Below are 13,610 nucleotides of genomic sequence, written 5' to 3' on the forward strand. Positions count from 1 at the left end.
GCCATGCGGACACCCGGCGGCGCAAGGTTCAGTTCCTTTCTCGATTACATGGTCCGGCACCGGACAGCCGCGAACCTCTTGCTGATGGTGATGGTGCTTGGCGGCATCTTTGCCGCCCTGCAGATCCGGACGCAGTATTTCCCGGACGTGGTCAACGAGACCATGACGGTCACCGTGCGCTGGGCCGGGGCAGGGCCCGAGGACATGGACCGGGGTGTCGTCGAGGTGCTGGCGCCGCCGTTGCTGGCGGTGGAAGGCGTCGAGGAGGCCCAGACAGTCGCCCGGCAGGGCGTTGCGACCTTTACCCTCACTTTTGAGGCCAACTGGGACATGGCGCGCGCCTCCGAGGAGGTGAAGTCTGCTGTCGACCAGACCCGGGCCAACCTGCCGGCTGGCGCCGAACAGCCCGAAGTGGCGCGGGGCGGGTTCCGGGACCGGGTGACCAATGTGGTCATCTACGGGCCGGTTGGTGTCGAGCAGATCGGACGTCTCGCCGATGACCTGCAGAGCCGGCTGTTCCGCGTCGGCGTTACAAAGGTCACTGTGCGCGGCGTCGCAGATCCGATCATCCGGGTCAGCTTGCGCGAGGTGGATCTGATCCGGCACGATCTGACACTGCAGGATGTAGCCACCGCGATCGGCGCTGAAGCAGAAGCAGCGCCTGCCGGAAACATCGCCAACGGGGCTGCCCGGCTGCGCACCGGGGCTGACCGGCGCAGCGAGACGGATCTGGGCGATATCCGGATCCGGGCACCCGCCGGCGGCGAAGCGCTGGTGCTGCGGGCGGTTGCCAACATTGCGACCGAGGGCGCGGAACGGGGCATCGCCTATTTCCATGAAGGACAGCCGGCTGTCTTGCTGCGTATCGACCGCAACGCGCAGGGCGATACGATCAAGATTCAGTCTCAGGTCGAGAAGACAGTCGCCGATCTGCGGCAGACGCTTCCCGCCGGCGTCCAGATCGTCCTGACGGAAACGCGGACACAGGAGATTGTCGACCGGCTTAACATTCTGGTCGAGAACGGCATTGTCGGTCTCCTGCTGGTTCTTCTGTTCCTGTTTCTGTTCCTCTCTGCCCGCACAGCCTTCTGGGTCGCGGCGGGCATTCCTGTCGCTATGGCAGCCACGCTTGGGATGATGTATGCCTTTGGCATGACGCTGAACATGATGTCGCTGTTTGCGCTCATCATCTGTCTTGGCATTGTGGTTGATGATGCCATCGTCGTCGGCGAGCATGCGGATCAACTGGCCAAGCGGGGGTACTCACCGACGGATGCCGCATCCCTTGCCGCCCGGCGGATGACGGCACCGGTGATTGCGGCGTCGCTGACGACCATGATCGCCTTTTCCGGCCTTGCCATCGTCGGCGGCCGGTTCGGATCACTGATCCAGGACATTCCGGTCACAGTCGGCATTGTACTAGCCGCCAGCCTTATTGAGTCGTTCCTGATCCTTCCGGCCCATATGAAACATGCGATTGCCGCAGCGAACCAGAAGCAGTCCTGGTTCGACTGGCCGAACCGGGTGTTCAACCGGGGCTTTGAATGGTTCGTCGACCGGGCGTTCCGGCCGTTCGCCGCGCTGGTGCTGAAGCTGCGCTACCCGGTACTCGGCGGCGGTATCATGGTCCTGCTGCTGACCTTCAGTCTTTATGTCGACGGCACCGTGCCCTGGCGGTTCTTCAATTCGCCGGAGCGGGCAGTGGTGTCCGCAAACGTGGCGATGATGCCGGGAGCCGCCCGCGATGACACAAAGGCGATGCTGAGGGAGATGGAACGGGCGCTGGCAACCGTGAACGAACGCTATCGCGCGGAATATGGCGCGGCGCCGGTTCTGTTTTCCCTCACCCAGGTCGGTGGCAGTTCCGGCTGGGGCTTCAGGGCCGGGGAGACGAAAGATCCGGATCAGCTTGGCAGCATCGACATCGAACTGATTGACCCGGATCTGCGGCCCTATTCAGCAAACCGGTTCCTCTCCGATTGGGAGAAGGAAGTGAAAGCGACCCCGTTGCTGGAGACGATGTCGCTGCGCGGTGGACGCTCCGGCCCGGGCGGTCAGGCAATTGACGTGCGGCTGCGTGGTGGGTCGGCTGATACGCTCAAAACGGCCGCCGAAGACCTGAAACGGCAGCTTTCGGCCCTGCCAGGTGTCGGGGCGCTTGAAGACACCATGGCCTTTGACAAGACCGAACTCACCGTGCGCCTGACGCCCAAAGGCGAGGCGCTCGGCTTCCGGTCCGAGCAGATCGCCAAGGAACTGCGCGACCGCCTGGAGGGCATCGAGGTGGTCGAGTTTCCGCTCGACCGGCGTACGGTGACGATCAAGGTGAACATGCCGGACGAGGAGACCAATGCCGCATTCCTCTATGAAACCCGGGTCAGGTCGCCTGCTGGAACATATGTGGCCCTGAACGAAGTCGTTACCGTTACGGCGGACTATGGCTTCTCGTCCGTGCGGCGCGAGGCTGGATTGCGGACCTTGCGGGTGACGGGCGATATCTCCGAAGATGATGCATCGGCGGCGGTCGAGGTGATGGATACGCTGAAGGGGCGGATCCTGCCCGAGATTACCAGCGCCTATGGCATCGAAACCGAGTTGGGCGGACTGGCGGAGCAGGAGAGTGATTTCCTGCGCGATGCCTTGCTTGGCCTGTCCCTGTGTCTGGCGGGGATCTATCTGACGCTGGCGTGGATCTTCGAATCCTGGACCCGCCCCCTGATCATCATGCTGGTGATTCCGTTTGGGGCTATCGGCATGATCTGGGGGCACTATCTGCATGGCCTGCCACTGTCGATGTTCTCCATCATCGGCTTCATCGGCATGGCGGGCATCATCATCAACGATTCCATCGTGCTGGTGACCACGATCGATGAGCATCGTGCGATGAAGCCGTTCCGTCAGGCGATCATTGACGGGGTTTGCGATCGCCTGCGCGCGGTGATCCTGACGACGGCGACGACCGTCTTTGGCCTTGCGCCGCTGCTGTTCGAGGCGAGCCGGGCAGCGCAGTTCCTGCTGCCGACCGTGATCACGCTGGCGTATGGCCTCGGCTTTGGTCTGCTGCTCGTGCTGCTGCTGACCCCGTCTCTGCTGGCGATCCAGCACGACGCGGGCATGGCCTTGCGGTCGGGCCGCCGGGCCTTGCAGTTGCTTGGTGACCGGGCGCTCGGCGGTCGGCGAACCCCTGCCGGGCCGCGGCAGGGGTAAAACGCGCAAGGCGGGCCGTCTGGCCCGCCCGCGCCATCGGACTTACCACTCCACTGGTTCTATGCGGGTCTTGGCGAACATCGGCACATGCGCCTCGAAGCTGTCCAGCCATGCTTCCAGATGCGGGCTGGTGCTGCGCCAGGTGCCCTTGAAGCGCAGGTCTAGGTAGCCAAGGGCGCAGGCCAGCGCGATCTCGCCGATATTGACATCCAGGCCTGAAACCATGCGTGGCGGGGCGGCCTCCAGCGCGGACAAGGCCCGTGCGACCTTGTCGGCCTGATAGGCGACCCAGTCGGGATGGCGCCGCTCTTCCGGCCTGACGCGCTTTTCATAGACCTGCAGGATGCTGGCATCATTCATGCCGTCGGCCATCGCCTGCAGGCGCAGGATTTCGAACCGGGAAATGTCGGCGGGAATGATCCGGCCACCGCCGGCGACAAAGTCCAGATATTCGACAATGACACGGCTGTCATAGAGCACGGTGCCGTCTTCCAGGATCAGCGCAGGGATCTTGCCCAGCGGGTTCTGCACCCGGATGGTGTCTTCCGGATTGGTCGTGTCCGCCATGTCGATGGAGATGCGGTCGCTCAGGCCAAGGACACTGGCAGCGATCTTGACCTTGCGGCCGAAGGGGGAGGCGGGGGACGAGCGAAGGATCAGCATGGGCAGGCTACTCCACAGGGGCTATGGTCCGAAGGCCCTTCACCTCGGCTTGGGAAAGGCGATCAACCGGAAGGCGGAACCCCAACTGTGCATGGCGCGACCCGGTCATCAAGAGCCAAATACACTGAAATCGCTGGGATCTTTGAGCTAAACTCTACCGGATTGTCTTAAGGTTTTTTAAAGGAATGCGGCTAGCTTGTCCGAGGCGCGAATGGATGGAGCCTTGGTTTTGGCGGTTGCACAGCTCTGGAGCAGATACTGGATTGCCCGTTGTCTCATGGAGACGGGGCTTCTTGCCTGCATGTTCTATGTTTTATCCGGCCCCTCCTTCGAGCACATGCGCCCGGCATTCGCGGAAAAGCCCTTGCATGACTATCGCATGGCGGTGCACGAAGCGGCCAAGGACGTGATGTTTGCCTTTGACAGCGGTCCCGTACAGGTGATGACCCTGCGTATCGAACGGATGCGCCGCCAGTACATTGACGACAAGCTGAGGCTCGAACTGCCCCGATAAGGCAATTCCAGTAAAGCTGATGGCGATTTTTTCGTTCAGAACGACCTGGAAAAAAGATACAGCTCTTCGTCGCTCTGGTCCCGCCCTGCCTGCGTCAGGCGTCTCCCTATTGCCTGGGTGGGGGAACGTCGACAACACGCGCGCGGCAGCCCGCACGGTCAACCCCAGGACAGGACCGGAAATTCAGGTCCTTGTCGAAACATACCCTGACTTCTTGCAGCTTGCCGTTGGTACAGGTCACTGCGACGGCGGTGTCGCGCAGGCCCGGGTTTGACAAGCGGAAGGCCATTTCCACGGCATCCGGCCCAATACGACCGCCGTTGCGCAGGTTCTGGAACGCAGCCGGGATCTTGATCTTCTCATAGGCTGCGCGTGTCAGGTCGAAATAGTCTGTAGGACTGAGCCCGCTGCAACTGCCATGCTTGCGCCACTGATGTTGCAGTAGACTGCGGCTTGGCATGATGTCGAACATGCCGGTCATGACCTCGGAACTGGGCTGAATGTCGCGCGGGAGCGGGCAGAAGTCCGGCCAGGCCCTCTCCTTCTGCGGCCACAGGCCGTGCACGATGAACCGGAACGGCCGCGAGGCCCGGCATTGCTGCGGGTCGGCTCGCGATCCGGCTTCCGAACAATAGGTCGGCGACCAGGACAGAGCGAGGACATAGAAGTCGAAATCACCCGCCCGGTCTTCGTTGGCCGCGGTAAAAGTCGTACCCAGGGCAACAATGCCGGCAAACGCGGCAAGCCCGGCAAGCGCGGCAGCAAGACGCCGGGCTCCAGATCGAAACATTGCTCGCTCCCGTCAGAGTGACATCTTGCGTGCCGCAATCACGGGCGAACCGTGCGGCAGGAGGCATCGCGCACATGCCAACGGTCTAGGCCGTTCAGGCAGGCATCGACACCCCAGGACATGCCAACGAAGCTGCCGTGCTCAACAAGGGCGTAGTGGACAGTGTGCCGGCTGCCATCGGACAATGTCGCGATGCCGGTGCAGAAGCGGCGGGCCAGCGGGCTGATGCCATTGGCCTTGTAGGCAACCTCGGCAATCCGGTCGATGACCGTAATGGTGCGCCCAGCGTAGTAAAGCGCGTCCGCCGAGGCCACGCGCCCCGCAACAGCGCTCTGGACGGCCGGACTGTCACAGGCGGGCAGGCGCGGCTCGGCCGTGCTCGAGAAATAGACTTGCTCCTGTGCCTGGACGGGCAAGGCCAGTGCCGAAGCGATGGCCAGAAGAGTGGCCACAATGCACAGGTGGGACATCCGAAGTGTGTTGAACATGTGTGAAATCCCCGACGGCAAGTCTCGCGCCACGCGCCGACCTTGGCGCAGCGCTCTGTCAGCGTCAAGGTGAAAGCCGTGTCGGGTCGAGGGCCTGCCAGACCGGAAGGGTGAGCGCCGGTGGAGGGCTGACCTGTCCTCTACTCGCGAGATCTACTCGGGCACGACCTGATGGACATGCGCGGCAGCGCCGGGGCCTTCGGCGAGAATGTCCCGCAACCAAGGCAAGGCGATGCGCATGTCTTCGGCAAGAGTGAAGGGCGGATTGACCAGCGTCATGCCGGAGCCCCGCATGGGACTGTCCGGATCGCTGCGGCCGATGCTGAGTTCCAGGGCCAGGATATCGCGCAGCCCCGCATCTTCCAGTGCGGTATGGAACTGCTTGACCGCGCGCCAGTCCTTCATGGGATACCAAAGGAGATACATCCCGCCCGGCCAGCGCTTCCAGGCCTTGATGAGGCCATCGGCCATGCGCTCGAACTCGTCGGTGACCTCGAAGGCGGGATCGATCAGCACCAGGCCCCGCTTTTCCTTGGGCGGAACGAAGCTGCCGAGGGCCAGCCAGCCGTCGAGGTGAATAACCTTGACCTGATGATCGCCTGCGAAGCGCTGTGACAACGTTTCATAGTCTGCCGGATGCAGTTCGGTCAGGGTCATCCGGTCCTGCGGGCGCAGCAAAGCTCGGGTAAGAGCGGGTGATCCGGGATAGACGTCGAGGGTGCCGGACGGATTGGCGGCCTTGACTGCATCCAGCCACGGGGAAAGGACCCTGGCGACCGGCTCCGGGCAAGCTTCTGCCAGCACCCGGCCGATGCCGCGTTCCCATTCGCCGGTTTTCTGCATTTCTTCAAGCGACAGAGGATAGTTGCCGATGCCGGCATGTGTATCGAGTATCCGGAAGGGCGCCGCCTTGCGCTGCATGTAGACCAGGCAACTGGCGAGCACGGCGTGTTTCAGGACGTCGCCGATGTTGCCGGCGTGATAGGCGTGGCGGTAGTTCATGCGGTGGCTTCCTCTGCCGGACGTGCGAGAAACACCACGGCCTTGTCGCCATGGTCGAGGTGGCCGACGGGCCGGAATCCCAGCCGGGTGTGAAACCGAAGCGAGCCCGGGTTGGCCGGCCTTTCGTTGACCTCACAGGTGATCGGTCGGCCAGATCCAGCCTCGGCATCCTTAAGCGCCTTGTACAGGCGGTCTCCAAGACCAAGCCCGCGATGCCTATCGGCCACCGCTATCCGATCCACATAGGCCATGCGGGAAAAGCGATTGCTCAGCCAGCGATAGTTCGCACTGTCATACGCGGCCCCTTCATGCAGGCACAAGAGAAAGCCGGCCGGGGCGGATTCGATCTCGGCCACCAGCACATGAGCGGCTTGCTCAACCAGGTGCTGAAGCCGTGGCATGTCCAGTTCGCCGACGCCAGGTGTACAGGCATTGTTGATAGCGAGCAGGACCGGAAGATCTTCGGATCGCACGGGACGGATCATGGCAACGATATCACCGGGGCTTGAGCAGGGGCGCAAAGTGATGCGGGGCTGAAAAAGACGACGGCCCCGAAAGGGGCCGCCGAATTTCATTCTCGTCGGGGTGACGATCAGTCGTCGTAACCGTCGCTGTCGTTGTCGGCATGACCGGCGTCACCGCCAGCATCGCCTTCGAGCAACTGCAGGTCGACAGCCTTCGGTCCCTTGCCACGACGGTCCGGCTCGGTCTCGAACGAGACGCGCTGGCCGCTGTCGAGTGCCTGGAAGCCCGAACGCTCAACGGCGGAGATGTGAACGAACACATCGGCTTCGCCGTTGTCCGGGGTAATGAAGCCAAAGCCCTTGTCGGCCTTGAAGAACTTCACAGTTCCCGGCTGACGCGGACCGCGCTCGACCGGAGCGTCGAACTCGGGACGCGGGCGACGCGGACGGAAGCCGTCACCATCGCCTTCACCGCCGCCGCCGAAGCGACCACCGCCGCCGCCACCGCCGCCGTAGCCACCGCCACCGCTGCGTCCACCGCCGCCGTAGCCACCGCCACCGCCGCCGTATCCACCGCCGCCGCCGCTGCGACCACCGCCGTAGCCACCGCCGCCGCCGTCACGACCGCCGCCGCCGCCGTAACCGCCGCCACCGCTGCGACCACCGCCGTAACCGCCGCCGCCGCCATCACGGCTGCCGCCGCCATAACCGCCGCCGTCGCGACCCGCACCATAGGTGCCGCCGCCACCGCCGTAGCCGCCGCCGCCTTCACGGCCGCCGCCGTAGCCGCCGCCATTGTTGTAACCGCCGCCGCTGTTGTAGCCGCCGCCGCCACCGCTATTGTAACCACCGCCGCCGCCGAAATCACTGCTGCCGCCGCCGCCGAAATCGCTGCCGAAGTCCTGCGGACCGCCGAACTCGCGCTTGCCGCCGCGCCGTCCGCGCGCTCGCCGGTCCGAATCGCCATCGTGCATTGCTGAATCACCTTCATTTCGTGCCGCCTTTGACGGCACCGACCCATTCCTCGATATCCGCATCACTGATGCGGGCTTTGTGCCGGCCACAGGACAGCACCTGCAATCGGCATGGTGTTCGGGTGGAACATCATAGCTGCAACCCGACCCAGACCTCTGCAACTGATATCTTACCTTCGCTCAAGGCCTTCGGGCAAGCGAATCCTTCTCACTCTTTTGTCTTCAAATCTTGAGACGTTGGCTAGTTTTCGATGGGCTGTCGCAACGGAAATACCGACTTGTTGCCGGACAGCGATGCAGCAGATGGCGGAGGGGGCGTCCCCTGTGGCCTGCGGGTCTGGGATGCTGACTGAAAGCCATTCTGTATGCGATGCAACTGTTGGGTGGAGCGCAATTGTTTCGCATTGATTTCTACTATTGGTTGCAGCTTCAGCGCAATATTTCTGGCCTTGTTGCGATGGCCGACCGGAACTGTGGTTGTGCAATGCGGCGGCTCTGCTGCGGTGCACCGCAAAGTGATCAAGGTGCCCTGGCGGGATCTGCAGTGTTTGCCACATCCAACAAGCCAAAGCTTGATTGGCGATGGTCTGGCGGGTAGTCAGGCCGGATCAACCCTTCGCCGGAGCAAAGCCATGTCCAGTCCTGAAGATGCCGAAAGCGGCCTTCCGCCGATCCAGGTCGCGATCATTCCGGTCACCAGCTTTCAGCAGAACTGCTCGCTGATCTGGAACCCGGCGACGGGTCATGGTGTCGTGGTTGATCCGGGCGGCGATGTCGAGATCATTCTGGAGACGGTGGCGGCCTACAAGGTCCAGGTTGAGCGGATCCTGCTCACCCATGGGCATCTGGATCACGTGGGCGGAGCCGCCGAACTCGCCCTGGCGCTCAATGTTCCGGTCGAGGGGCCACATGAGGCGGATCGCCCGCTGCTGGCACGTGTCGAGGAACAGGCCGTCAAATTCGGGGTTGCGGGGCTGAAGAGCGTCACGCCGGACCGCTGGCTGGTCGAAGGAGAGACCGTCCGGATTGCGGATCGGGACTTTGCCGTGCTGCATTGCCCGGGTCATGCGCCCGGACATGTCGTGTTCTTCGATGCGGAACTGCGCTTTGCCATCTCAGGCGACGTGCTGTTTGCTGGATCCGTCGGGCGGACGGATCTCCCTGGCGGTGACCATGCAACCCTCATTGCCTCGATCCGCGACAAACTGCTGCCGCTCGGGGATGATGTCACATTCCTGCCGGGGCATGGGCCTGCCTCGACGATCGGACAGGAGCGTCTGACCAATCCGTTCCTGCGCTGAGCGGGAACGGAAATTACAGCAGGCTTTTCAAGTCCTTGAGACGGTCATTGACCAGCCAGCCATAGTAGTTCTCCTGGGGCCAGGCATTGCCTGAGCGCCGGAACTCTGCGGCCCGGCCCCATGGATTGCCGAGATTGTAGAGCGTTGCAGTAATGCCCGGATTGCCGGAAATATCGACGCCGCCAGCCTTCCTGTAGGCTTCGATGGCGTCCTGAATGATCGCGGCCATGTAGTGCAGCGAGATATTCGGATCCATTGTTGCCTGATAGATCTCGTTGGCATCGCGGGCGGTGAGCTTCGAGAACCGGCTGACCCGGGCGACGCGGTCCGTCATCTTGAGGACAGTCAAGGGGTTCAACTGGCCTAGGCCGAAGCTCTGTCCAGCGAAAAGTGGCTGGAAGAAGGTTTCGTTCAGGTTCTTGCGCGGATAGCGGACGCCGCCGACAGACTGTCCGCGAAAGGTGCCTTCCCAAACAGCCTCGTAGCAGGTCCACAGGGCGTTGCTGTTGTCCTGCCGGTCTTCGGTGTTGCAGCGGGCAAACTCCGGCCGCATGACGAAATCGCCTACATCGACGCCGGCATGCTGGAAGCGCAGGGTCACGCCGGCATAGGCGAGGGCCTTGACGTAGTAGCTCTGGGCGCTGTCGAGGGAGTCGTAATTGTAGGTGTGCTCGCCGACAATGGCCCCGATCATGTGAACAGGATCGATATCATAGCGTGCGGACACCCGTTTGATATCGGCGATCAGGGCGGTGTCGCGCCGCAGGACGGCGAGAACGCGCTCGAATTTCGCATCATAGGTTGACTTGAGGGCCGCGGTTCGCCGGGCCGAGGCAAAGGGGATCGACGGCTGCTGGGCGTTGCGGTTGCCGTCGGGAACCGCGCGCACCCCTTGCGCGCTCACCGGGCTGGGGGCAAGGCAAGGCAAGCCGAGGCCAAGCGCTGCCGCAAGACCCAGAATGGCCAGAGAGAGGCGCCGTGCCGGGCGCTTTCGTCCTGTCAATTTCATCGCCTGACTCCAGGCCCCCACCGCGAGCAATTACACGGGCCATCACTTCCAGCGCAAGACGAAAACGCGGATTTTTACGGACAAATCCCGGTCATCGGGCGACAAATCCCGCCAAAACGAATCACACGCCGGATGGCGAGACAACACCATTGCCCGGTCTTCATATGCAAGACGCCAAAAAGCTTCCCTTCAGATATTTTCCGCTGCAAGGCTGTTCCCGTCCGGGGCGTGTTCGGTCTCGATCCTGGGAAGCACGGCGAGAAGCCAGGTGAGGGTAGCTGCCTTCAGGAGGCACGGCACGACTGCATAGGCAAGGCTGAGCAGGCCGGCAGTGTTTCCGGTCAGCTGACTGCCAGGCGTGTAGCCGAGCAGGCCAAGCGCCGGCAGGGTAAGTCCCGTCGCCAGGGCAAGGGCCGCCTTTGAGACAAATGTCATGATGGAATAGAGCCGGGACGCAGCGTCCTGCATCCGGCGCCGGGCGATGTGATCGGCGAGGATGGCTGCAGGCAGGGCGAGGTCGGCACCAAGTGCCAGGCCAGAGAGGACGCAGACTGCCGCATAGGCGGCAATGTCACCGGGGCCGAGGAGGGCGGCCCAGACGAATGTGAGGATGGCGAGCGCCATTGAGGCCGCCCAGGTCCGCACCTTGCCGAACCGGTTGGATATCCTTGGCCAGATCGCCATGGAGACGGCGCCGGACAGGAAATAGGCCAGCAGGAACAAGCCGGTCATATCTTCTGCGCCAATCCGGTCGCGGATGAAGAACATCACCAGCACTGCCGGGATGCTGCCGGCGATGGTGTTGAGGAGATAGAGACCGAAGAACTGGTGCCGCCAGGGGTCTGCCAACACGGCGCGCCAGGCGATGGCAGGCTTGTCAGCGACCGGACGGTCCAGTTGTGCCTGGCGCAACCAGCCGAGCAACAGCCAGAGCCCGACGGCAAGCAGTGGCAGATAGAGAAGTGCAAGTCGGCCAAAGGCTGTTGCGCGATCCTCGCCACCGGCGAGCAGTGTCGGCGCCATGGCAGCGAGCAGCAGGCCCAGCAACCCGAGCCCCTCGCGCCAGCCGGCGATCCGGGTGCGGTCGGCGTCTTGGGCGTGCCACAGTCCTCCGAGCGCCTGAAGGTTGATCGAGACAATCGAAAAGCCGGTGGTGCACAGAAGCACTGCGGCTGCGAACCACAACAGCGGCAAGGATCCAGCAGGGGAAAACACCATCCAGAAGCCACCGCCCAGCAAGACGGCACCGAAGCTGAGGATAGCGGAGCGATAGTCCGACCAGCGGTCGGAATAGCTGCCGATCAGCGGATCCTGCAAGGCATCGATCAGGCGCAGCACCAGCAGCACGATGCCAAGGCCGGTGAGGCTGACGCCGAGATCGGTCGCGTAGAAGTCCGGGGCATGCAGATAGACCGGCAGGCCGGCGAAGGCGAGGGGCAGAGCCATCGCCCCATACCGCGCCATGGCCAAGGCCGGGATTGTCGTGCCGGAGGTGCGATCCGGGATCACCGAACGATGCCTGTCAGGCGCGCGCGCAGGTCCGGGTCCTGGGTGTTGTTGCCAAGCCAGATGGCAAAGAACCGGCGCGTGAACTCAGGGTCCGCAATCGTGCCCAGACGCCGATTGCCGCTATAGAACACCGTTCGGCCCGAGGCGTCGCGAACACCCGTGATGGATTGGCCGGGGGTAACATCGGGAAAGATGTCGCGCATTGCATCCGACCAGGCCGACAGCTTGGCCTCATTGCCATATCCCTGGCGTCGGATCTCGTCGATGGACCGGTCGGCGATGGCTTCTCCGCTAAACCGGCGAAGGTAGGTCAGCTTGAGCGCGAAGGGCTTGCCGGTGGCATAGACCCCATCCGGCGCATAAAGCTCGGCATCAAAGATACGAAAGCCGAAGAAGGTGAGCCGTCCCTTGCCGACAAGTTCTGCAGAGGGCACCAGCCGACTGGCGGGCCCGAGATCGGCCTTTGCGGCCAGCGGCGTCAGGATAAGGGTCGCGCAGGCGAGAAAGGCCATGGCCATTTGGCGCGGCAAGAGGCGGGAGACGAATGTCATGAGATCTCCTGAAGGCTCCGACGGGATACCGTATCAGGAGATCTACGAGGGATTCTGGGTATCGGATCGCAGGTGCTGCGGAGTGACAGCGGTGCTGTCACTCCGGAAGGCGATCAGAGCCCGCTGTTGAATGCGTCGCGGGCCGCGCGGCCCGCGTCGGAGTTCTTGAAGCAGACGTGCAGGCCGTGCTCCTTCAGCAGAACTTCGTTGAAGGTCAGCTTACCGGCAACGGCGGCAACCTGCGGGTCGGTCTTGGCAAGATGCTCGAAGACCAGCTTGTCGACCACGGCTGCGGCCGTGCGGCCACCGGCAGCCTTCAGGATGTTCTGGCTGTCGCTTTCAGCTTCATCGACCTTGATCTCGCCTTTGGCGACCATGGCGTCGAACTGTTCTTCGTTGTTGTAGCCGCGGACCACGCCGATCTTGTGAGCTTTCAGATCGTCGAGGGTTTTCCAGGTGATCGGCTTGTCCGCCAGTTGGACGAAGCCAACCGGGCTGACGCCGAAGGACCTGGAGAACAGGCAGCGCGAGCCGCCCTTTTCCGCGTCGGAGTCTGCTGCATAGTATTCGGGATACACGCCAATCCAGGCCGGATCTTCCGCCGCCATCTTGACGGCGCGGTTCCATGGGAAAACCGCAACTTCTGCGGTATGCCCGGCCTTGGCAAACGCTGCCTTGACGGCATCAGTGCTGGTGCCGCTGGCATCGGACATCACGTAGGGCGGCCATTCCAGCGTGGTCAGCTTGAATGCGTCGGCGAGAACAGGCGAAGCCACAGTCATGAGAAGCGCCGCAGCCAGTCCGGTCTTGAAGAAAGTCGTCGGCATATATTCGTCCCCTAGGTCAGATCGGTGTCTCGATCGGCCGCGGTGCTGCAATGACATGTCGGATTGCACTGGACGCAGGCGGTCCGCGGTGCAGCAAGACTACGGCTTTCCTGTTAAGGAGTAGAAAATAAAAGCGATCAAATCTCCTTGAGTTTCGGGAAGGCGGGAAGGTTCAACCGGAGTTGTTGTCTGGCTAAGTGCCAGGTTGCTGAAGAGATGTTGTTTGTTTGGTGTTCGCTTGTCTCTCAAGAGGATCCTGGTGAAGATGCCTTTTGTCCTGGAAAGCCGCAAACGCACTCTGCCCCCGATCA

At 62.8% G+C, this 13,610-nt stretch carries 13 protein-coding genes; 3 read left to right on the forward strand and 10 right to left on the reverse strand.

Going from position 1 to position 13,610, the window contains the following annotated elements; all coding sequences use genetic code 11:
• Positions 1 to 3: 3 nt before the first annotated feature.
• Complete coding sequence (locus C8348_RS18260; protein ID WP_106754737.1) at positions 4 to 3,207, forward strand: efflux RND transporter permease subunit; 3,204 nt, start codon at positions 4 to 6, stop codon at positions 3,205 to 3,207.
• A gap of 42 nt (positions 3,208 to 3,249) precedes the next feature.
• On the opposite strand, the gene C8348_RS18265 is transcribed toward C8348_RS18260, so the two are convergent.
• Positions 3,250 to 3,870: a glutathione S-transferase family protein gene (locus C8348_RS18265; RefSeq protein WP_106754738.1), complete on the reverse strand. Its 621-nt coding sequence runs from the start codon at positions 3,868 to 3,870 to the stop codon at positions 3,250 to 3,252.
• 301 nt (positions 3,871 to 4,171) lie between these two features.
• Here C8348_RS18265 and C8348_RS18270 point away from each other — a divergent pair, with 301 nt between their 5' ends.
• On the forward strand, positions 4,172 to 4,384 hold the full coding sequence (locus C8348_RS18270) for a hypothetical protein (RefSeq protein ID WP_157950459.1): 213 nt from the start codon (positions 4,172 to 4,174) through the stop codon (positions 4,382 to 4,384).
• Between the two features lie 106 nt (positions 4,385 to 4,490).
• On the opposite strand, the gene C8348_RS18275 is transcribed toward C8348_RS18270, so the two are convergent.
• The 5 genes from C8348_RS18275 to C8348_RS22545 all read right to left on the reverse strand — a co-directional run bounded on the left by C8348_RS18275 (position 4,491) and on the right by C8348_RS22545 (position 8,102).
• Positions 4,491 to 5,174, reverse strand: a complete 684-nt coding sequence (locus C8348_RS18275) for a ribonuclease T2 family protein (RefSeq protein WP_106754740.1) — start codon at positions 5,172 to 5,174, stop codon at positions 4,491 to 4,493.
• A 38-nt stretch (positions 5,175 to 5,212) separates the two neighbouring features.
• Complete coding sequence (locus C8348_RS22315) at positions 5,213 to 5,662, reverse strand: hypothetical protein (RefSeq protein ID WP_208983810.1); 450 nt, start codon at positions 5,660 to 5,662, stop codon at positions 5,213 to 5,215.
• Positions 5,663 to 5,815: 153 nt separating this feature from the next.
• Positions 5,816 to 6,664 carry a 23S rRNA (adenine(2030)-N(6))-methyltransferase RlmJ gene (locus tag C8348_RS18285; protein ID WP_106754741.1) on the reverse strand — a complete coding sequence of 283 codons (849 nt, stop codon included), beginning with the start codon at positions 6,662 to 6,664 and terminating at the stop codon, positions 5,816 to 5,818.
• Entirely contained in the window at positions 6,661 to 7,149 is a 489-nt protein-coding gene (locus C8348_RS18290) for a GNAT family N-acetyltransferase (RefSeq protein WP_106754742.1), read from the reverse strand. The genes C8348_RS18285 and C8348_RS18290 overlap by 4 nt, the downstream gene beginning before the upstream one ends.
• Positions 7,150 to 7,256: 107 nt before the next feature.
• Positions 7,257 to 8,102, reverse strand: coding sequence for a cold-shock protein (locus C8348_RS22545; RefSeq protein WP_106754743.1), 846 nt, complete (start codon positions 8,100 to 8,102; stop codon positions 7,257 to 7,259).
• Between the two features lie 632 nt (positions 8,103 to 8,734).
• Here C8348_RS22545 and C8348_RS18300 point away from each other — a divergent pair.
• Positions 8,735 to 9,403 (forward strand): MBL fold metallo-hydrolase, encoded by a 669-nt coding sequence (locus tag C8348_RS18300; protein WP_106754744.1) that lies wholly within the window; start codon positions 8,735 to 8,737, stop codon positions 9,401 to 9,403.
• A 13-nt stretch (positions 9,404 to 9,416) separates the two neighbouring features.
• Here the strand turns inward: C8348_RS18300 and C8348_RS18305 are convergent, their stop codons facing one another.
• The 4 genes from C8348_RS18305 to C8348_RS18320 all read right to left on the reverse strand — a co-directional run bounded on the left by C8348_RS18305 (position 9,417) and on the right by C8348_RS18320 (position 13,299).
• The gene (locus C8348_RS18305; RefSeq protein ID WP_106754745.1) at positions 9,417 to 10,412 is read right to left on the reverse strand and encodes a DUF1402 family protein; all 996 of its coding nucleotides are present in this window, start codon (positions 10,410 to 10,412) and stop codon (positions 9,417 to 9,419) included.
• A gap of 189 nt (positions 10,413 to 10,601) precedes the next feature.
• Positions 10,602 to 11,921 carry an MFS transporter gene (locus C8348_RS18310; RefSeq protein WP_208983811.1) on the reverse strand — a complete coding sequence of 440 codons (1,320 nt, stop codon included), beginning with the start codon at positions 11,919 to 11,921 and terminating at the stop codon, positions 10,602 to 10,604.
• The gene (locus C8348_RS18315) at positions 11,918 to 12,472 is read right to left on the reverse strand and encodes a chalcone isomerase family protein (protein WP_106754746.1); all 555 of its coding nucleotides are present in this window, start codon (positions 12,470 to 12,472) and stop codon (positions 11,918 to 11,920) included. Before C8348_RS18315 ends, C8348_RS18310 begins: the two co-directional genes overlap by 4 nt.
• 113 nt (positions 12,473 to 12,585) lie before the next feature.
• Positions 12,586 to 13,299, reverse strand: a complete 714-nt coding sequence (locus C8348_RS18320; protein ID WP_106754747.1) for a substrate-binding periplasmic protein — start codon at positions 13,297 to 13,299, stop codon at positions 12,586 to 12,588.
• Between the last annotated feature and the right edge of the window lie 311 nt (positions 13,300 to 13,610).

Source organism: Pannonibacter carbonis (genome assembly GCF_003012935.1).
Taxonomy (GTDB): domain Bacteria; phylum Pseudomonadota; class Alphaproteobacteria; order Rhizobiales; family Stappiaceae; genus Pannonibacter; species Pannonibacter carbonis.